This is a genomic window from Pseudoalteromonas sp. meg-B1 (genome assembly GCF_003173795.1).
GTDB classification, from domain to species: domain Bacteria; phylum Pseudomonadota; class Gammaproteobacteria; order Enterobacterales; family Alteromonadaceae; genus Pseudoalteromonas; species Pseudoalteromonas undina.
Map to the genome: position 1 here is coordinate 295538 of NZ_QGQU01000002.1, position 21170 is coordinate 316707.

At 41.2% G+C, this 21170-nt stretch carries 18 protein-coding genes; 14 read left to right on the forward strand and 4 right to left on the reverse strand.

Translation table 11 applies throughout. The annotated features are described in order from the left end of the window. Window positions 1-63 precede the first annotated feature (63 nt). Complete coding sequence (locus DK924_RS09855; protein ID WP_010388706.1) at window positions 64-789, forward strand: YebC/PmpR family DNA-binding transcriptional regulator; 726 nt, start codon at window positions 64-66, stop codon at window positions 787-789. Between the two features lie 106 nt (window positions 790-895). On the opposite strand, the gene DK924_RS09860 is transcribed toward DK924_RS09855, so the two are convergent. Then, window positions 896-3088: a malate synthase G gene (locus DK924_RS09860; protein WP_109875038.1), complete on the reverse strand. Its 2193-nt coding sequence runs from the start codon at window positions 3086-3088 to the stop codon at window positions 896-898. Between the two features lie 238 nt (window positions 3089-3326). On the opposite strand from DK924_RS09860, the gene DK924_RS09865 reads away from it, so the two are divergent. Beyond that, complete coding sequence (locus DK924_RS09865; protein WP_010388704.1) at window positions 3327-4928, forward strand: isocitrate lyase; 1602 nt, start codon at window positions 3327-3329, stop codon at window positions 4926-4928. A gap of 985 nt (window positions 4929-5913) precedes the next feature. Here DK924_RS09865 and DK924_RS09870 read toward each other — a convergent pair. The 3 genes from DK924_RS09870 to DK924_RS09880 all read right to left on the reverse strand — a co-directional run bounded on the left by DK924_RS09870 (window position 5914) and on the right by DK924_RS09880 (window position 10644). Beyond that, window positions 5914-7938 (reverse strand): S9 family peptidase, encoded by a 2025-nt coding sequence (locus DK924_RS09870; protein ID WP_109875039.1) that lies wholly within the window; start codon window positions 7936-7938, stop codon window positions 5914-5916. 158 nt (window positions 7939-8096) lie between these two features. Continuing rightward, window positions 8097-8831: a 5-oxoprolinase subunit PxpA gene (locus DK924_RS09875; RefSeq protein WP_109875040.1), complete on the reverse strand. Its 735-nt coding sequence runs from the start codon at window positions 8829-8831 to the stop codon at window positions 8097-8099. Window position 8832: 1 nt separating this feature from the next. Continuing rightward, entirely contained in the window at window positions 8833-10644 is a 1812-nt protein-coding gene (locus tag DK924_RS09880) for a glycoside hydrolase family 3 protein (RefSeq protein ID WP_109875041.1), read from the reverse strand. A gap of 303 nt (window positions 10645-10947) precedes the next feature. Between DK924_RS09880 and DK924_RS09885 the strand changes: the two genes are divergently transcribed. From DK924_RS09885 to DK924_RS09940, 12 genes are all read left to right on the forward strand, one after another. Next, window positions 10948-12462 (forward strand): sensor domain-containing diguanylate cyclase, encoded by a 1515-nt coding sequence (locus DK924_RS09885; RefSeq protein WP_109875260.1) that lies wholly within the window; start codon window positions 10948-10950, stop codon window positions 12460-12462. 95 nt (window positions 12463-12557) lie between these two features. Next, a complete protein-coding gene (locus tag DK924_RS09890; protein ID WP_010388699.1) occupies window positions 12558-13211 on the forward strand; it encodes a thermostable hemolysin in 654 nt (217 codons plus the stop codon). After that, window positions 13208-14686 (forward strand): AMP-binding protein, encoded by a 1479-nt coding sequence (locus DK924_RS09895; protein WP_109875042.1) that lies wholly within the window; start codon window positions 13208-13210, stop codon window positions 14684-14686. The genes DK924_RS09890 and DK924_RS09895 overlap by 4 nt, the downstream gene beginning before the upstream one ends. After that, complete coding sequence (locus tag DK924_RS09900) at window positions 14679-15368, forward strand: TenA family transcriptional regulator (RefSeq protein ID WP_109875043.1); 690 nt, start codon at window positions 14679-14681, stop codon at window positions 15366-15368. The genes DK924_RS09895 and DK924_RS09900 overlap by 8 nt, the downstream gene beginning before the upstream one ends. Further along, complete coding sequence (locus tag DK924_RS09905) at window positions 15365-16135, forward strand: SDR family oxidoreductase (protein WP_109875044.1); 771 nt, start codon at window positions 15365-15367, stop codon at window positions 16133-16135. Before DK924_RS09900 ends, DK924_RS09905 begins: the two co-directional genes overlap by 4 nt. A gap of 13 nt (window positions 16136-16148) precedes the next feature. Further along, window positions 16149-16796: a hypothetical protein gene (locus tag DK924_RS09910; protein WP_055011599.1), complete on the forward strand. Its 648-nt coding sequence runs from the start codon at window positions 16149-16151 to the stop codon at window positions 16794-16796. A gap of 11 nt (window positions 16797-16807) precedes the next feature. Further along, window positions 16808-17467 (forward strand): response regulator transcription factor, encoded by a 660-nt coding sequence (locus DK924_RS09915; protein ID WP_010556093.1) that lies wholly within the window; start codon window positions 16808-16810, stop codon window positions 17465-17467. Window positions 17468-17529: 62 nt separating this feature from the next. Continuing rightward, on the forward strand, window positions 17530-18831 hold the full coding sequence (locus DK924_RS09920) for an ATP-binding protein (RefSeq protein ID WP_109875045.1): 1302 nt from the start codon (window positions 17530-17532) through the stop codon (window positions 18829-18831). Continuing rightward, a complete protein-coding gene (locus DK924_RS09925; protein ID WP_075170097.1) occupies window positions 18824-19177 on the forward strand; it encodes a cupredoxin domain-containing protein in 354 nt (117 codons plus the stop codon). Before DK924_RS09920 ends, DK924_RS09925 begins: the two co-directional genes overlap by 8 nt. After that, window positions 19164-19904, forward strand: coding sequence for a hypothetical protein (locus tag DK924_RS09930; protein ID WP_055011596.1), 741 nt, complete (start codon window positions 19164-19166; stop codon window positions 19902-19904). Before DK924_RS09925 ends, DK924_RS09930 begins: the two co-directional genes overlap by 14 nt. Beyond that, the gene (locus tag DK924_RS09935; protein WP_055011595.1) at window positions 19901-20614 is read left to right on the forward strand and encodes a hypothetical protein; all 714 of its coding nucleotides are present in this window, start codon (window positions 19901-19903) and stop codon (window positions 20612-20614) included. Before DK924_RS09930 ends, DK924_RS09935 begins: the two co-directional genes overlap by 4 nt. A 261-nt stretch (window positions 20615-20875) precedes the next feature. Further along, window positions 20876-21085 carry a cold-shock protein gene (locus tag DK924_RS09940; protein WP_008467029.1) on the forward strand — a complete coding sequence of 70 codons (210 nt, stop codon included), beginning with the start codon at window positions 20876-20878 and terminating at the stop codon, window positions 21083-21085. Window positions 21086-21170 lie beyond the last annotated feature (85 nt).

Genomic DNA, 21170 nt, shown 5'->3' on the forward strand with positions numbered 1-21170 from the left:
TAGCCCAATACGCTTTGAATTGGTAAAATATCAAAAACAGAACGTATTCAATAGAGGCACAAGATGGGCAGAGCATTTGAAGTCCGCAAAAGTTCGATGGCTAAAACCGCCAACGCAAAAACTAAAGTAAATTCAAAGTACGGTAAAGAAATTTACGTTGCAGCCAAAAGTGGTGAACCCGACCCCGATGTAAATCAAACATTGCGCCGCTTAATTGAAAAAGCCAAAAAAGACCAAGTTCCTGCGCACGTAATCGAAAAAGCAATTGAAAAAGCAGCCGGCGGGGCAGGGGAAGATTACTCAACTGCACGGTACGAAGGCTACGGCCCGGGTAATTGTATGGTGATTGTTGACTGTTTAACCGATAACCCTAATCGTACTATTAAAGACGTGCGCTTACCGTTTACTAAAACAGATTCAAAAATCGGCACACCTGGTTGTGTTGCACATATGTTTGATCACCTTGCTGTTTTGGGGTTTGCAGGTGACGACGATGAAGTCGTGTTAGAAGCGCTGATGATGGCTGACGTTGATGTGACTGATGTAGAAGCCGAAGATGGCAAGGTGTCGGTATTTGCACCGCATACTGAGTACTTTAAAGCTAAAACGGCATTAGAAGAAGCATTTGAAGGCATTAACTTTGAAGTTGATGAAATTACCTTCGTTCCACAAGTACATGTTGAAATTACTGATGAAGAAGTCATTGCCAACTTTGATAAATTTATCAATATGCTTGAAGATTGCGATGACGTACAAAATGTTTATCACAACGCGACCATTAAAAACTAATTCGTAGTTTTAACTAGGCGAATTTTAGCTATTTTGCCGCTTAATAAAACAAAAAGCGCGTTTTGTGTAGGCAAAACGCGCTTTTTTAGTGTTAAATAAATGTCAGCTATTCAGCTAGGTTATGGTGCTGTGCTTTATATTTTAAGCGGTAGCTATGCAGTAGCGGCTCAGTATAACCGCTAGGTTGGCTAACGCCTTCAAATACTAGTGCCAAAGCCGCTTGGTAGGCAATGCTATTAGCCAGTGTTTGCTCATTAGTTGCCATGGGAATGTAAAGGCTGTCATGTTCATTTTGGCCATCAACAACCTTAGCCATTTTTGCCATCACTTTTTGTACTTGCTCATTACTGCACACGCCATGATGCAGCCAGTTGGCAATATGCTGGCTTGAGATACGTAGAGTAGCTCTATCTTCCATTAAGCCAATATGGTTAATGTCAGGCACTTTAGAACAGCCTATTCCTTGATCAATCCAACGTACAACGTAACCTAAAATACCTTGCGCGTTATTTTCAAGCTCACTTTGAATATCTTCTTTTGACAGCGTTTCTGGGTTTGCCATTAGCGGGGGTGTTAATAAGCTTTCTAGGCTTGCTATTTGGCGCGTGGCAATGCTTTGCTGCAGGCTAAATACATCCACATCATGGTAATGCATTGCGTGTAATGTGGCGGCGGTAGGGGAGGGCACCCAAGCCGTATTAGCACCTGATTGAGGATGCGCTATTTTTTGCTCCATCATCATCGCCATTTTATCGGGCATTGCCCACATACCTTTACCAATTTGCGCTTTATGGCTTAAGCCACAGGCTAGGCCAATATCAACATTACGATCTTCATAAGCGCTGATCCAAGGCTGTGCTTTAATAGCGGCTTTAGGCAGTACCACACCCGCTTGCATAGAGGTATGAATTTCATCACCAGTGCGGTCTAAAAAGCCGGTGTTAATAAATACAACACGCTCTTTAGCAGCATGAATACAGGCTTTTAAGTTAGCAGATGTACGACGCTCTTCGTCCATAATACCCATTTTTAGGGTGTTTTTAGGCAAGCTCAGCGCCTCTTCAACCATACCAAATAAAGTGTTAGCAAATGCTACTTCATCAGGGCCATGCATTTTTGGCTTTACAATATTAATACTTTGCGCGGTTGAGTTTTGAATGGCATTTTTAGTGTTTAAATCGTGCAGTGCGGCTGTTGCGGTGAACATGGCATCCATAATTCCTTCAAACACATCATTACCACTTACATCGGTAATAGCAGGGTTTGTCATTAAATGCCCAACGTTACGCACAAACATCATACTGCGCCCTTTTAGGGTCAGTTTTTGGCCATCAAGGCCTGTATATTGGCGATCGGCTTGTAACGTACGGTCGACCATTTTGTCGCCTTTTCTAAACGTTTCAACCAAGTTGCCCTGCATTAGGCCCAACCAGTTTTTGTAAACTTGCACTTTATCTTCGGCATCAACTGCGGCAACTGAGTCTTCACAGTCCATAATGGTGGTCAGCGCTGCTTCAAGTACCACATCTTTTAGCCCAGCTTTATCTGCTTGGCCAATAGGGTGATGGTGGTCTATTTGCAGCTCAACATGTAATCCATTGTTTTTAAGTAAAATAACACTTGGGTTTTGTGCCTCACCTTGATAGCCAACGAGTTGTTCAGGGTTTTTAAGTGTAGTGTGCGAGCTGTCGCGTAATGTAATTGCAAGTGCGCCATCCACGATTGAATAATTAGTACTTTCGATGTGCGAGCCATTTTCAAGGGGTAGCGCCTTATCTAAAAATTGTCTGGCGTAGGCCATTACTTTAAAGCCGCGCACTGGGTTGTATTGAGTCCCTTTCTCTGCACCATCTTCCTCACTGAGTACGTCTGTACCGTATAGTGCATCGTATAGTGAACCCCAGCGTGCATTGGCAGCATTTAAAGCAAAGCGGGCATTACTAACTGGAACTACTAACTGTGGCCCTGCAGTCAACGCTATTTCTGGTTCTACATTTTGGGTTTCAATATTAAAGTTTTCAGGTTCATCAACTAAATAACCAATGTCTTTTAAAAAGGCTTGGTACTGGGCTTGATCAACGTTTTTATTAGCAACATGGTAGTCATCAATCTGCTTTTGTAATTGTTCACGTTTAGCGAGTAGTGACTTGTTCAGCGGAGTAAGTGTTTGCACTATGTGGGCAAAGCTTTTCCAAAACTGGTGTTCGTCTAGATGAGTACCTGGTAATAGTTGTTTTTTAACAAATTCAGCTAGTTGCTTATCAACGCTGAGTCCAGAGTGGGTGAGAGTGTGGCTCATAATTAAAATCCTTAAACGGTCCGACAGAGTGCATTTTTTATATGCGTACACTTACCATATCGCAAAAAAGTCGCCTTGAGTGCTTTTCAACCATTCACTATATGTATAGCCGTAATAACAACTATAAATTTACTAAATCTAAAAAATAAGCCTAATGTTTAATTAAGCGCTACAGAGCTAACGCAATGTAGTCACTCTCTCAACAATAAATATTAATACCCGTTCGAAGGACTTTATTATGACAACATATCAAGGTGAAACAGATACACTAGCAACACTATGCCAATCACAAGGCAGTGCATGGAAAACTATTAATCCTGAATACGCAACTCGCATGCGTTTACAAAATCGTTTTCGCTCTGGTGTTGATATTGCACAATTTACTGCTGACATTATGCGTGAAGACATGGCTGCATACGACAAAGACACAAGCCAGTACACACAGTCTTTAGGTTGTTGGCATGGTTTTACTGCGCAACAAATGATGATGGCAATCAAGCGTCACCAAAAAACAACTAAACGCAGTTACGTATACCTAAGTGGTTGGATGGTTGCAGCGCTTCGCTCTGAGTTTGGCCCACTTCCAGATCAAAGTATGCACGAAAAAACATCAGTACCAGCACTTATCGAAGAAATCTACACCTTCTTAAAGCAAGCTGATGCACGTGAACTTGACCATTTATTTAACGAGCTAGACGATGCAAAAGCAAACGGCGGCGACGTTCAAGCCGTGCTTAATAAAATTGATAACTTTGAAACGCATGTTGTGCCAATCATTGCTGATATTGACGCAGGTTTTGGTAACGAAGAAGCGACTTACCTACTTGCTAAAAAGATGATTGAAGCGGGTGCTTGTGCTATCCAAATCGAAAACCAAGTATCAGACGCTAAGCAATGTGGTCACCAAGCAGGTAAAGTTACCGTTCCTCATGAAGACTTTTTAGCTAAAATTAATGCAGTACGTTACGCGTTTCTAGAGCTAGGTATTGATAACGGTATTATCGTTGCGCGTACCGATTCTCTAGGTGCAAGCCTAACGCAAAAAGTACCGGTTTCACAAAAACCAGGTGACTTAGCAAGCCAATACAATGCATTTTTAGAAACAACACCGGTAAACAGTGTTGATGATTTAAATGAAGGCGAAACGGCAATGAAGCTTAATGGCCAACTTTGTAAGCCTACACGCCTAGATAACGGTTTATACCAGTTCCGCGAAGGCACTGAAAAAGACCGCGTAGTACTAGATTGTGTAACTAGCTTACAATCAGGCGCTGATTTACTGTGGATTGAAACAGAAAAACCACACGTAAAACAAATTGCAGAGCTGGTAAATCGCGTTAAAGAACAAGTTCCAGATGCTAAATTAGTATACAACAACTCACCGTCGTTCAACTGGACGCTTAAGTTCCGTGAGCAAGTATACCAAGAGTGGCAAGAAGCAGGTCGTGATCTAAGCGCTTACCCAAGTATTGATGATAACAAAGCGCTTATGGCTCCAGAAATGGATGCAACAGAGCTTGCTGCAGCAGCAGACTTACTGGTACAAAACTTCCAACGCGATGGTGCGCGTGAAGCAGGTATTTTCCATCACCTAATTACATTACCAACGTACCATACAGCAGCATTAAGCACTGATATTCTATCTGAAGGTTACTTCGGTGACTTAGGTATGCTGGCTTATGTACGTGACGTACAACGTCAAGAAATCCGTCGTGAGCAAGCGTCAGTTAAGCACCAAGACCTTGCAGGCTCTAACATTGGCGATACGCACAAAGAGTACTTCTCTGGCGAAAATGCACTTAAAGCCGGTGGTGAAGCTAACACTATGAACCAATTCTAATTCAACTAGATAGTGTTACTTAAGGGCCGCAAGGCCCTTTTTTTATGCCTGCATAAAGGCAAAATTTAATAGATCAGTATTTTACTAGCTACTTGGTTAGTGAGAGTTTTCACTGCAGTGCAGGTTAAAAGTGTAAATTAAATTTAAAGGATGTTTATGCTTGGCTGTGAGGGCTTTATGTTGATTACGCTTTGACACGTGTAAGCACAATAAATTAACCGCTTTTTACCACATATAGATAAGAGTTTAACTAGGGTCTGTTGACCTTTCAAGGTTAAATTTGCAGCAGTCTGTTTGGTAGTTAGGCAAGGCAGAGCCTATGTGGTGTGGTTCTTCCCCATAAATAGGCGATAACGCAGCATCAATGCCAAACAGGTGCTGCCCGAAGGGTTCTGCCTAGGGGCGATTTACTCTTTGTTGCTCGGTTTTTACTTAGCCCACTAGGTTACAAACCTCGCGCCGCGATTAAACCGCCCCTAGTTTGAGCAAATTTTAATCCGCAAAGGTCAACAGACCCTAAGCTATTAAAAGCAGATCACGATTTAACTAGCTAGTTCAAAAAGCAGATCAGGTTTTAACTAACCAGCTTGAAAACAGCCATTATCTTCATTATTAAGGGTAGATTTGCCTTTCTAATCCTTAATTTGACTATATAAACGCTTAATTTAAAGATTTTTAACCGGGGTTTATAAAGTAATAAACCGATTTTTTACTAACTGTTGTAGCTTATAAAACATTTTTTTACTAACTGAGGGCTTATAAACAGTGACTCAAACCGAATTTTTACTAACTCAAAGGAGCTGAGTTAGTATAAACCGAATTTTTACCAACTCAGCTTGAAACTAAGTCCGATATTTAATTTAAGTATGTAAGGGATTACTCACATTATTGCTGTAAAGGGGGTTTACACTTGTGAGCGTCGAGCGTCGAGCGTCGAGCGTCGAGAAACGAGCTTACAATAGCTCGTCACTCATAACTCGACGTTTTATTTCGAATGTTTATCAAACCACCATTGAATATATGCCACTTTGGTCATTAAGTTAGATGGACGGGAAGTAATTCCATGTGAAGCGTTTGGGATGCGCACCATCGCGGTATCAACACCCTGCAATTTTAAGGCTTGATAAAACTGCTCAGTTTCTGAAATTGGCGTACGGTAGTCTGCTTCACCAGTCAGTAGCATGGTTGGGGTTTTAACATTGCCAACATAACTGATTGGTGAGCGCTTCATATAATGCTCAATATGGTCCCAAGGTTTACCTGGAAACCAATAATCGGCAAAAAATGGATAGAAGTCGGCAGTTAGTACAAAGCTGATCCAATTAATCACTGGTTTTGCAACCACAGCTGCAGCAAAGCGATCCGTATGGCCTACAATCCACGCGGTTAATACACCGCCGCCAGAACCACCGGTAACGAACAACTTAGACTCATCAATAAAACCTTTATCGATTAGCGCGTCAACGCCTGTCATTAAATCATCGTAATCACTGCTTGGGTAATTATGATGAATAGTTTGCGCAAACTCTTTACCGTACGAGTCACTGCCTCGCGGGTTCATGTATAAAACAACATTTCCTTTGGCAGCAAATAATTGAACTTCAGCACTAAAATGAGGGCCATAGTTAGCAACAGGACCACCGTGGATTTCAAGCACCAGTGGGTATTTTTTTGATTTATCAAAACCCGGAGGGTAAGCAACCCAGGCTTGTATTGGTAACTCGTCGTGGCTTGATTTTAACCATAGCTCTTCAACCTTAGCGAGCTGCTTAGTTTGTAGTGCATCTGAGTTCAAATCGGTTAAACGCTTTATTGAGCCACGCTTTATTGTTGCAACATCAGCTGGACGCTGAGTATCAGCCAGTGTAAATGCAATATCGCCATTTTCACTAATATCAAAATCACCACCAGAATAAGGGCGCCCAAACGCCACACTTCCTATTTTTTCAGTAATTACTTTACGTTTACCGCTTCGAGGTTGATAAGCAAGTGCGGTTTGGCCTTCATCGGCATAACTAAAATAGAGGCCTTTTGAATTTGCGCTCCACTTTATTTGGCCAACGCTGCGATCGAAATCGCTAGTCAGGCTTTGAGTATCGCCAGTTTTCAAATCACGAATATAAAGCTGAGTATTTTCATAGTTAGTGCGCTTGTCGTCGTAGCCAGTATAAGCAAGATACTGACCGTTTGGTGAGACCTGAGGTTGTTGATCTGGCCCATTACGGTCGGTCAGTGGGGTGATCTCTAACGTGCTTAAATTAAGTTGGTACACTTCACTATTGGTAGGCTTGAGCGCATGTTCAGCGTGTCTATTAGCTGAAAAATAAAGTGATTCGCCGTTTTTGCTAAAGCTTACACCGCCATTGTAATCAAAGTTATCGTCAGTGAGTTGCTGTGCATTGCCGCCATTCGCATTAAGAGTAAATAGCTGATTAAACCCTTTTTGACTATAGCCACTGCCATCTGCACGGTAGTAAACATCGTCAATAAATTTAGCTGGCTCTGCCCAACTAGCACCTTTAGGTTTGCCAGGCAAACTGACAGGAGGTGAGCTTATTTCAGGAACAAACATACTAAACACCAGTTGTTTAGAATTAGGTGACCAAGTTATTGAGCGAGGTGCATTAGTAAGGTTACTAATTTTTGCCACAGCTCCAGTTTTAAGCCACTTCATGTATATTTGATTACTGCCATCTCTGTTAGAGATAAACGCAAGGCGCTGCCCATCGGGTGACAACACAGGCGAGTAGTCCATAAATACACCTGATGTTAAGGGCTGTAGTTGTTCTGTGTTGTAATCAACAGACCAAATATTACCGACTTTGCGATCGGTTTTAATATCCATGCGGTTACGAACGAAATACACTGTTTTACCGTCTTCGGTGATGTCTATTTGGTTGGCATATTCTAAGTTGAATATATCTTGAAGTTGTAATGTGTGTGTATTGTCGTTTGCGCTGGCAAAATGGCTTGCGCTAAATATAAAACTAAGTGCTAAAAACTGTTTCATTATTAATCCCTGTTGTTAACTTATGTACAGTTATAAGTGAGGGATTATTAAATTAACAGCACAATGCGATGAAGCCCATAATTAACTCTATGAGCATTAATTCAATGAGGTTACAAAGGCTGTAAAGGGGGTTTACAGCTTAATCTGTATTTTTAACTTTAGCTATTGGCTGAGCAAAGCGCTTTTATCTCTTCAATAATTGCAATGCCTTGGGGGTTATCGCCATGCACACAGATGCTGTCAGCAACTAGTTTCAACGATTTTCCAGATTGAGTAGTTACACTTTTACCGGTTAAAAGCTGCTTAACCTGAGCTAATAATGCGTCTTTGCTATGCACACTGCCCGGTATATTTCGTGCTACTAATTGCCCTTGGTCTGTGTATTGCCTGTCTGCGAACGCCTCTAATATCAGTGTGAGCCCAAGGTGCCGTGCCATTGTTTGATGTAGCTTGGCATCGGCTGTGGCGAGTATCATCAACTTTAAGTTAGCAGGGTAACTGGCAACCGCACCCATAACAGTGGTAAGCAATTGCTGGTTGTTCATCATGTCGTTATACAGCGCACCATGGGGTTTTACATAGCTAAGGGTTAGCCCTTGTACTTTTGCCATGCCATCAAGGGCAGCTATTTGATAGTGCAAACATTGAGTGAGCTCAGCCACACTCATACTCATTGAGCGCCTACCAAACCCTTGTTTATCAGGGTAGCTTGGATGAGCGCCAATCATAACATTATGTTGTTTAGCTAGCTTTAGGGTATGCGCCATTACACTCGAATCACCAGCATGAAAGCCACAAGCAATATTTGCCATATCAATATGTGGCATAACGTCGTTATCAAGGCCCATTTGCCATGCACCAAAGCTCTCGCCTAAATCACAATTAAGTTTCATATTAATGGCTCTTCGATTGTTTAATAGTGACTGGTAACTGGCCTTTTGCAGGGGCTTGGCCAAATAATACTTTTGCCAGTGCAGTAAAAGCAGGCCCAGACACCAGATTGTTTTTATCTACATCAATATTATAAGCGTATGAGGCAAGTACTGCATCAGCATAGTTACCAAATTGAGCAATATCATACGGTGCTCGCAAACTAATAAATACCGTTGGAGAGTTTTTTTGTTTAGCCATTTTTAGTAATGATTCAAGCGCTTTGGGTTGCTCTGCGTTATTTAAGGCAAAGTTTGGGTTATCGGCTAAATCATCCATACCGCCAATTTCCACGGCACTTTGGTTCGGCGTTGCATTGCCAGCAATAACAATACTTGCTTGGTTTATGTTGCGCTGCGCTTCATCTGGGTCAAAGCCCTGTAAGCTGCTGCAACTAAAACTGAGTGGTTGTGAACTTAACGCACTAATTGCTTGTTGCATTGCCATGCACTTGCGGGTGTCAGGCATAATAATATGAATATGCTGATCAGCGCCAAGTTTAAGCGGCAAGGTATTATTGTTATTTTTTATTTGGGTAATTGCCGCTAATGCCAGGGATGCTTCTAATTCACGATGTGCTTTATTACCAATAATGTGTTTTGCATTAGCCAATGCATTAATGGGGTTAGGCAAAGCGTTTAATTTAAACTTACTTTTAAGCGAGGTAATACGCTGCGTCGAATGGGCAATTTCATGTGCGTCTAGTTGCCCTGTTTTAACCGCACTAATTAAAGAGTCAATGAGCGCATCAAGCTTATTTATATCCTCAGGCGTTCTAATTTCTATTGGCATTAGCGCTATATCAACCCCAGCTGCAAAAGTGTTTACAACTGCTTGGGTAGGGCTGAAAAAATGACTTATACCGGCCATATCCAGTGCATCGGTTACCACTACGCCTTGATAGTTAAGCTCTTTACGAAGAATATCGGTCATGATTTTACGCGACATGGTCGCGGGTTTTATCATTTGCTTACCCTCTACATTGGTTAATGTACTGCTATCAAGCTCAGGGTATTGAATATGCGCGGTCATTATCATCCCAGGACTATGCTGCTCAATAATGTGTTTAAAGGGCGCTAAATCTTGAGCGTAAATAATTTCTTTTGAATGCATCACTTTAGGTAAGCCGGTATGACTATCTACATTGGTATCGCCATGTCCTGGAAAGTGCTTTATAGCGCTAATAATCCCGTTTTTTTCAAATTCACTAACTTGTGCCGCACCCAGTACCGCTACTTCATCGGGGTTTTCACTAAAAGAGCGTACATTAATGACCGGATTGTCAGGATTCATGTTCACATCAACCGTTGGCGCATAATTTACATTAATGCCAAGCGCTGAGAGTTCAGTAGCCAATACGTTCGCCGTTTGGGTTGCAAAATAAGTACCATGCTCAGGGTAAGTTGCGCCAATTGACATATTACCGGTGAATGAGGTGGCCACATCGCGAGGTAAGCGAGCAACGCGTCCGCCCTCCTGGTCAATAGAAATAAACAGCGGTAAGCCTGATTTTGATGCAGATGCAGCTTGTTGTAGTTGCTGATTAAGGCTAATAATTTGTTCGATGCTTTGGGTATTTTCAGAAAACAAAATTACCCCGCCAATATCATAACGACTAATTGCTTTTGCAAGAGTGTCGGGCAATTTGGTTAATGGCGTTCTGCAGCGTTTACTACTGCCTTGGTCACAAAAATAGCGCAAATCGAGCATGAGCTTTTGCCCAAGTTGCTGTTTAAGTGATAGCGCAGAATCGGCAAAAGAAGATTTTATTGGCATGAAACATCCGATTAAAAAAAGAGAAGACGATAACAAGTACTTATTTAGCAACACACACCCCAAGGCTAAATAAAAATAAAGTGCACGCAGCTTAACTATTATTGAGCTTAACTGCAAAACTCAGCAAATATAAACCGTATGATTTAATTATCCTTAAAATAACAAAAATTAGGCCACTTAGTTCTATTTATGTATTATATTAATTGTGTATGCAGTGCATAGCAGTCGTTTTTATTTGCTTAGGATGATATTAAGTTGCGTTTTCGATTACCATTTACTTTTAACCTCAGGCAATTAATTCTTTTGTTAGCTATGCCCGCTGCAGCTGCTATTTTGTTTAGTGGTTTATATATTAGTTATCAGGTTCAAAAAGAACGAGTTATTGAAGATACCCTGCAAAGTAATCATGTATTTGCTAGTAAGCTAGCTTCAGCAACTGAGCACTTTTTAGCAGCAGCAATGCAGCAACTTGAGTTTTCAGCCAGTATTATTGCTGAAGATATTACCAACACTGAGTTACTCCAAGCTGAAACCAACCGCCTTTTAGAGCAAACTCAGAGTTTTAATTCGGTTGCTATCAATATGCAAGGTGTGGTTAAAGCAGCTTCACCTGTGTCTTTAAATATAATTAATAAAACCGTTAATTCAGTCCACTCTAAGCAGGCTCTTAAATCGCAGCAGCCGCAGGTTAGCCTACCTTACATTTCGCTGGCTAATAATTTAATTATTGTTGTCTCCTATCCTCTGTTTGATCTGGCAGGGAATTATTATGGTTATATTGGCGGTAGCTTTTACTTAGAGCAGCAGAGTATTTTAAATGCCTTGTTAAAACAGCATAGTTACGATGGCGGGGCTTACTTTTATGTGGTTGCTGATAACAAAACCTTACTTTACCATCCTGATTCTAAGCGCATTGGCGAGCAAGTATCTAATAACCCAGTAATAGAGCGAGTGTTGCAAGGTGAACGTGGTTACACTCGGATTTTAAATAGTCAAGGAACAGCTATGCTTGCTGGGTTTGCGCCCGTTAAGCTCGCGAATTGGGGGATTGTTGCCCAGCGAAGTGAAGAGACAACACTTGCAAAACTAGATACTTTTCAAGGGCAGGTGCTTAAGCGAATGTTACCCATAGTACTCATTACTTTTTTATTAATTGCTATGTTAGCTCACTATATTGCTAAGCCATTAAGACTGTTAGCCGATAGCGCTAACTTATCAACCGATAAGAAAAACGTAGAACACCTCAAAGGTATTAAGTCTTGGTACTTTGAAAGTCAGCAACTTAAGCATGCAATGCTAGAAGGCGTTCATACTTTGCAATCGCAAATGGGGCAATTACGTCAAGATGCACTCACCGATCCGCTAACTGGCGCGCATAATAGGCGGGGCTTAAACATATTGCTTGAAAACCTAATGGATAAGCAAATACCGTTTGCTGTGCTTGAAATTGATATCGACTTTTTTAAACGGGTTAATGATACGTTTGGCCATGATACGGGTGATGAAGTATTAAAAACCCTTACTCATATTATACAGTCGTTATCGCGCAAGCATGATATTGTGGCACGCACTGGTGGAGAAGAGTTTTTACTGGTGTTGCCAAACGAAAATAGTGATAGTGCATTTGTTATTGCTGAGCGTTTACGCAACCAAGTAGCCACCACATTGATGGCAAAAGTAGGCTATATAAATGTATCGATTGGTATCGCTACTTGGCCACAGCATAGCGATGATATTAACCAAGTATATAAATGCGCTGACAAAGCGCTCTATCACGCTAAAGAAACGGGTCGTAATAAAAGTGTGATCGCCAGCTAAAATTAAATTTATTTTTAAAAATTAACTTACCTTAAGTTTTATTTAAGTTTCACTGATTAAGTTTTATCTATAGATTTAATACAGGCGATGCTTATATGCAACTAGCTCAACATCATTCCTCAGCTGCGCTGTTTCAACAGCCTTTTCATTTTGTTAGTGCTACACAAAGTGATAAACACCGTCAGCGCCTTGAAGATACAGTAAAACAAGGCTTTTTCGCTGCGTATAATGCAAGCCTAACCTCATTTATGCCATTACTCTGTCAGTATAAAACTGTGCAAGGGCATTGCACATTAGGGCTCAGAAACGCTACTTCCCCTTTATTCATTGAACAATATTTAGCTGCGGCCATTGAACAATTTTTACCACCATGCACACCGCGAAATAAGGTGTTTGAGCTAGGTAACCTTTGCTCAACACATCGTAAAGCCACGCTATCTCATTTTATTATTGTAAATGAAGCTTTGCGCGGCTTTGGCGCGAGCTACTTAGTGTTTTGCGCTACCAAAAAAGTACGCGCCTTACTGCGCCTACTAGGTGTTACCTGCAACGAAATTGCACTGGCTAATAGCACTGTAGTAGATCAGCCAAAGAGCTGGGGTAGCTATTATGAGAATCAGCCTACGGTGTGCATTGTTAATTTAGCGCAGGCACATCAGCAAGTACTTAACACACCCATGCTGTTAAATATTAAACAGCAAAATACACAACAAATTAATGCCTTGATGACTGCGTTGGAGAGCATATGAGCCTATTAAATAATATTAATAAGGTAGCGAATGAGCCAGTGGTTGTTAGTTACTTAGCCAATAAAGTGATGCCTATTAGCGTTTTGGAGTTACAACAAGAAACTAATAAGCTGACAGCTATTTTTAACGCTTTAGATTCTGGTGCAATTGCCTTCCAGCTTGATAATACTCCAGCTTGGCTGGTTGTTGATGCCGCAACCAGTGCTGCAAACAAGGTTGCGGTGCCTATCGCCCATTTTTTTAGTCAGCAGCAAACACAGTATGTGCTAGCGCAATGCGGTGCGCAGTTTTTTATTAGTGATATGCCTCGTCATTCGCTTGGTAAGCATTCATTGTCGGTAACATTATTTGAGCATTATACCCTTTATATTTATCAGCTCGATGCGATTGAGCCCGTGGACTATTTTACTGGTACGCAAAAAATTACATTTACTTCAGGTTCTACTGGCGAGCCAAAAGGGGTGTGCTTATCAACACAAAGCCAGATGCAGGTAGCTCAGTCATTATGTGAGCAAATAAACATTAGTAACCCCGTGCATTTATGCTTACTTCCGCTGCCAGTACTATTGGAAAATATAGCGGGTGTGTATGCGCCTTTGTTAAGTGGCGGTTGTGTACATTTAATGCCGCTAAACGAATTAGGTTTTGTTGGCTCAGGGTTAAAAAACCCTAACAAACTCATTGGTGCAATCGATAGTGTAAAACCTAACACCCTTATTTTAGTGCCTGAGTTATTAACGTGTTTAGTTGCCTTTGCAAAACAAGGCTGGCAGCCACCAAAGTCACTTAAGTTTATTGCTGTTGGCGGAGCACGGGTTAGTGAATCTTTAATTTTAACTGCACGAGAATATAACCTACCGGTTTATCAAGGGTATGGTTTGTCTGAGGCTGCTTCAGTAGTGAGTTTAAACACCCCCAACTATGACGACATAAATAGTGCTGGTGAAGTATTAGGGCACGTTGAAACGAAAGTTGAAAATGATGAGTTATTTATTAAAGGGTCGTTATTTTTAGGGTATTTAAATCAAGCGCCGCATAACCAAAATACCTGGTACGCCACTGGCGACTTAGTATCTAAGCGTAATAATAAGCTGTACATAAAAGGGCGAGTAAAAAATCTGATCATCACCAGTATGGGGCGTAATGTTAGCGCCGAATGGCCTGAATCATTAATTTTAAGCCAAAGTGCGATACAGCAAGCGGTGGTGTTTGGTGAAAGCCAGCCATTTTTAAGCGCGCTTATTTATGCGGCTCCCGGATTTAGTGATGAGCAATTAAAAGCACATTTAAAAACAGTAAACCAGCAACTTCCTGACTACGCACAGATTAAAAAGTGGCATCGTTTGGCCCAACCTTTAAACGAGCAGCAAGGATTATTAACCGCTAATAATCGCCCTAAACGAGCGGCAATTAGCCAGCACTACAGCCCTATTTTTGAACAGTTTTACCGACTTGGAGAAGTGATCCATGAGTGATTTTTTTAATACAATAAAAGCACAAACTCAAAACGAGCGTGAGTACTTATTAGCTGCGCCAATTATACAGCGTGTATTTAACGGACAAGCAACACTTGAAGAGTATGCCTCGTTTTTAGCGCAGGCTTATCATCATGTAAAACACACCGTTCCTTTAATGATGTCACTTGGCGCACGTTTGTCTGACGAGCAAGAATGGTTACGAGAAGCGGTAGCTGAATATATTGAAGAAGAAATTGGTCATCAAGAGTGGGTGCTAAACGACATTGCAGCCTGTGGGTTTGATAAAGAAAGTGTGCGCTATAGTCAGCCACAATTCGCCACTGAAATGATGGTGTCGTATGCCTACGATAGTATTGCACGTAAAAATCCGCTTAGCTTTTTTGGCATGGTGCACGTATTAGAGGGGACCTCAATTGCGCTTGCTGATGGAGCCGCATCAAACATAGCAAATGCAGTAGGACTTCCTAAAAAAGCGTTTAGCTATTTAACCTCTCACGGCGCGCTTGATATAGAGCATGTTAAGTTTTTTGAAAACTTAATGAATCAAATTACCGACGAGGCGGATCAGCAGGCTATTTTACATGGTGCAAAATGTTTTTATCGTTTGTACGGCGATATTTTTCGCGCTTTAGACGACGAGCCGTTTTTTAAAGCATCAGCACAAGAGCAACACGCATGAATACCGGCTTATGTGTATTAACTGGTGCGACAGGTGGAATTGGTCAAGCCATTGCCAAAACACTACACGGCCAAGGTTGGCAACTACTCTTGGTGGGGCGAAATAGTGATGCCCTCAATACGCTAAGTAGTCAATGTCCCGGTAGTATAGTTTTTGTGGGGGACTTAACGATTGCCGAAAACATGTTGGCACTAGCCATTAAAGCCAAAAAATTAGGGGGCGCTAAGTTACTCATAAACAATGCAGGCATTAATGTAATGCAAAGCTTAAGTGCATCGAGTAGTGAGCAAATTGATAATCTACTGAGCACTAATTTAGCCGTCCCTATGAAATTATGTCAGTTGTTTTTAGCGCAATTGCATGCGAATAAAGGCTCCATAGTTAATGTTGGGTCGTCATTTGGCAGTATAGGTTACCCATATCAAACACTTTACTGTGCTAGTAAGTTCGGTTTACGTGGTTTTAGCGAAGCGCTATCACGAGAGCTTTCAGATACACCCGTTAAAGTTAGTTATTTAGCACCAAGAGCAACCGATACAGATATTAATGATGCACAAACACGAGCAATGAATAAGGCGCTTGGTAATCAAATGGACTCCCCGCAGTTGGTGGCTGATGAGTTAGTTGCGTTATTAAACTCAAATAAAACCAGACGATTTATTGGTTTTCCTGAGAAACTTTTTGCACGTATCAATGGTGTTTTTCCACGTATTGTGGATAACGCAATTGCTAAACAGCTCCCTAAAATAAAACAGTTTTTAGGTTAATAGAGGATTTATTATGAAAAAATTTACTTTAGTAGCTTATTTAAGCATTGTTAGTGTGTTTTCATCGCCGGTATTTGCAGACGAACAAAGCGATTTACTCGCTATTCAACAGCAGTGGGCTGTCGCTAATTATGAGCTTAAAGATGATGCACAAATCAAAGCCTTTACTCAACTAAGTGAGCAAAGTGCTCAATTTATTGAAAGCTACCCTGATTCAGCAAATAGCTATACGTGGAACGGCATTGTACTGGCCAGTTTTGCTGGCGCAAAGGGCGGGTTAGGGGCGCTGGGCTATGCTAAAGATGCAAAAGCGTCATTAGAGCAAGCCCTTAAAATAGACGACAGTGCTTTAGGTGGCTCAGCGTATGCCAGCCTAGCAACCTTATACAGTAAAGTACCGGGGTGGCCTATTGGTTTTGGTGATGATGACACCGCCGACAAGTTTTTTAAGCAAGCGCTCGCTTTTAACAAAAAAGGCATTGATACTAACTACTTGTATGGTGAGTTTTTATATGACGAGCGTGAATATGAGCAAGCTAAAGCCCATTTGTTAGTTGCGCAAGCAGCAGGTATTCGTGATACTCGTGCTAAAGCTGATAAATATCGTCAACAAGCAATTAGCTCTTTATTAGCTAAAGTAGATAAAAAACTAAAGAGATAGCAAAATAAACAATGCATTTATTATTAGTTGAAGATGATCATCTTGTGGCGCAAGGGCTTTGCCGCTCATTGCGCCAAGAAGGCTACAGTGTAGAGCATAGCGCAACGGTTAAGCATGCATTGCAATGCTTAGGCAGTGGTGAAATAGAGTTGGTTATACTTGACCTAGGTTTACCCGATGGTGATGGTTCACAAATTCTAAAGCACATAAAAGCGCAAAAAAAAGTGATTCCGGTGGTTATACTAACTGCACGAAGTAGCATAGATGACAAGGTGCAAGGGCTTGATATGGGCGCTGATGATTATTTAGCTAAGCCATTTGAACCAGCCGAATTATTTGCTCGTTTGCGCGTAGCAAGCCGACGAGTAAATCAAGCTCAGTCGAGTTTATTACAGTGTGGTGAAGTGACTATGGACACGTCAGCGCATAGTGTCACACTCAGCGATGAGCTGCTTTCTCTGCCACGAAAAGAATACATGCTGCTAAAGGCACTATTGGAAAACCAAGGTCGCGTGCAATCTAAACAGCAGTTAGAAAACAAACTGTACCAGTGGGGTGAAGAGGTTGGCTCTAACACCATTGAAGTGCATATTCATCACCTACGAAAAAAATTCCCCAGCGATTTTATTAAAACTCTCCGTGGTATTGGTTATGTCGTGGGAAAGAGATAGCTCACGTGATTAAAACGCCCCTAGATTGCACAAACTTGAATTTACAAAGGTAACCATACTCTATGTCAATTCGTAAGCGTTTAACTCTTATTTTACTATCAATGATGGTGTTAACGTGCTTTTTAGCTTTAGTCAAAGGCTACCAAAAAAGTATGAGCCATGGTGAGCAACTACTTGATAGTGAGCTAAAAGTGGTCGCTGGAGTGTTGATGCAACAGCCTTTATCTATAAACGCCATGGCGCCAAAAATGCAAGAAAGCGCCCAGTTACTGTATCAAATTTGGCAAGCTGGTGAGCTCCTTAGTGGCTCTGACGAATTAAATCTTGATTTGAGCCAGTATCAAGCGGGTTTTCAAACGCTTAATATTGCAGGGCAGCGAATGCGGGTATTCGTTTTTGTCACTTCTTTACGCACCGTGGTTGTTGCCGAGCCGATTGCTAAGCGGTTTGAACTTGCCGAGGCGGTGATTTTATCAGCCATGTTGCCTATGCTTTGGGCGGTTCCTTTGCTTGCGCTATTTATTAGCTTTTTTGTTAAATATGCACTGGCACCATTAACCCGTTTATCAAAACAGTTAGCTCTGCGCCAAGCAAATGATTTCACTGCGATCAATTGGCAGGTGACTGATGAAGAGATAAAACCGGTGATCAGCCGCTTAAACGATTTATTTAAACGCGTAGAAACCGCCTATTTACGAGAGCGTTTTTTTGCCTCTGATGCGGCACATGAATTACGTACTCCCCTGAGCAGTTTAAAAATTAATGTGCATAATTTGGCTGCTCAACAAGGGGATAACCAAGAATTACAAGCCATGACTCAAGGTATTAATCGACTGTCCAATATAGTAGAGCAAATGCTAATACTAGGGCGTACTCAGCCAGAGCAGTGGCAAAAACAGTTTAAGGAGCAATCATTATTAGCGATCACGCAAGAAGTAGTTAGCCAGTTGTATGAAAAAATAGAGGCTAAAAACCACACTATCAGTCTTGAGGGAGATGACTTTATCATTAACGGTGATGAATTTACCTTAGTGACGTTGATTTCAAACCTACTTAGCAATGCCATAAAGTACGCACCAGCCAATGGACAAATAAAAATAACGCTAAAGCAGATGCACAAGCAGCGTATTTGGCAAATAGAAGACAGTGGCCCAGGTATGGCGGACGATCAAAAACAACGGATATTTAACCGTTTTTATCGTGTTGGCGGTGACCAACACCCTTCGGGTGAACAAGGTGCGGGTTTAGGCATGGCAATAGTGCAGCATATTATTGCTATTTATCGCGCTGAAATTCACTTAACGGATAGTGATTTGGGTGGCTTAAAAGTACAGGTAGTTTTTGCAGGAGTTAAATGTGATTAAACGACTTATTAGGCCTTACTTATATTGTTGTGTATTTTTATCATTTAACGCCGCCAGTAAAGACTATCTTATTGTACTTAAAGATCATTTGTTTTACCCCGCAGAAATCGTCGTGCCGGCCAATAAAAAGGTACGCTTGTTAATCGAAAATCAAGATAGTACGCCTGAAGAGTTCGACAGTTTCGATCTTAATCGAGAGAAAGTACTTTACCCTAAGCGCAAAAGCGTTATTTATATCGGGCCGTTAATCCCTGGGCGTTATGAATTTTTTGGCGAGTTTTCGCCCAATACGGCACGTGGTGTTGTCATAGTGACTGAAAAGGAGCGCTCTAATGCTAATAACTAGCCTAGTGATGAGTCTAAACCAGTTACTGCCGGTGGCCATTCTACTTATTTTACTGCAAGTTGTAGCCAAGCAAAGTTTAATGAAATTGCTGGGAGGGCTTATTTTAGGGATCGGGCTTTCATTTTTGTTTGTAAAAAGTGCGCCGTTAATTAGCCCCTTGTTTGACTATCAGGGTTTAGAATATGCCCAAATTGGTTTGTGTATTTTAATTTTTATTAGTGCACTGTACTACGCCATTAAACAAGCAACAGCTGCTTTTATGATTGCGATTATCAGCGTAATGACACTTTATTTAAGTCACTACATTATTTACCTGATTGGCTTTTGGCAAAACAACGAAGCGGCTCAAAGTTTATTTATTGGCACTTTTTTAGGCTTGGGAATATGTAGCAGCTTTAGCGTGTTGTTGTATTTTTTATTGAGTGCAACCAAACAGCGCTTTGGGCTTACCCCTTTATTAGTATTGTTGGCATTAAATAGTGCTGCAAAACTAGTAGTGGCACTTGATTTAGCAAGCCAAATTGATTTGATAGCAACAACGGTAACCGTATGGGATTTACGTGACATTTTAACCGAAAACTCAGAGTTTGGACGAGTATTGCGCGCTCTGATTGGTTATGAGGCTACGCCTAATTTAACCAGTGTTTTAAGCTATGCGTTGAGCAGCGTGTTATTTTTATCCGTTTGTTATTTTATTCCTAAATTAATCACTAAGGAAAAATCATGAAAGCAATAAACCTATTTGCAGCCACTGTATTAATTGGTTTTTGTTTATTAATACCTAAGCTCGTTTATGCTGATGGCATAGTAGTAGATAAAGTTTATCATCCGTATGTGTTGCCGTTTGAGCGCGAGCTAGAATGGCGGCTTGTGTCGCATCAAACTGATAGTGGTAATATTTTAGCGCAGCGCGTTGGCTTAGGCGGCGCAATAAACGACACCATGGCATTGGAAGGCTACATCGTGGGTGAGCGCGATGATAACGGTGACTTTGGCTTGCAAGCGTATGAGTTAGAGCTTCGTTGGCAGTTAATAGAGCAGGGCAGGCTATGGGCTGATTGGGGCGCGTTATTTGAATTTGAAAAACAGCATGACGCCGACGCATACGAAGCAACCTCCGGTTTTGTAATTGAAAAAGAGTTTGGGCGTGCAAGCCTCACCATGAATGCTTTTTTAGTATACGAATGGGGGCAAGATATAGAAAACGAATGGGAAAGCGAGTTTAGAGCGCAATATCGCTACCGATACTTGTCTGCTTTTCAGCCCGCGGTTGAGGTTTATCTTGGTGAAGACTTTGTGGGTATTGGCCCTGGGTTTATAGGCTTGCACCGCTTTGATGGACAAAAACAATTAAAGTGGGAAGCCGGTTTTATTACTGAAATCAGCCAGTCAGAGAAGAATCATAGCTTTAGAATGGCGTTAGAATTTGAATTTTAAGCTGCTTAAACAAGTGCTTAACATGTAAAGTGGGTTGCGAGGGTTATTTTATTAATTAAATCGCGTAAAGGGTTGACTTGTCACAGTAACTCTATATAGTAGGCCGCAGCTAGAAAGAAAGCATGATAATTTATAAATCTCCATTTCGTTGTTGTATAAGTAATACTTGTAGTACCGTCCTGAAGTTTTTAAGTACCATCTCATTTTTTGCTACACCGCCCATTAGGGCACAATTTAATTTTTTATATCAGGAATAATACTATGTCTAACATCGTATCAGGTACAGTTAAGTGGTTCAACGAGTCTAAAGGTTTTGGTTTCATCGAGCAAGAAAACGGTCCAGACGTTTTCGCACATTTCTCAGCAATCAAAAGCGAAGGTTTCAAAACTTTAGCTGAAGGCCAACGTGTAGAGTTCACTCTTTCACAAGGTCAAAAAGGTCCTCAAGCTGATAACATCACAGCTCTATAATTTTACTTTTTAAGTAAAATGAAAAAAAGCGCTTAAGGCGCTTTTTTTGTGCCTAAAATTTAAGAACATCCCACCACCGCTTTAA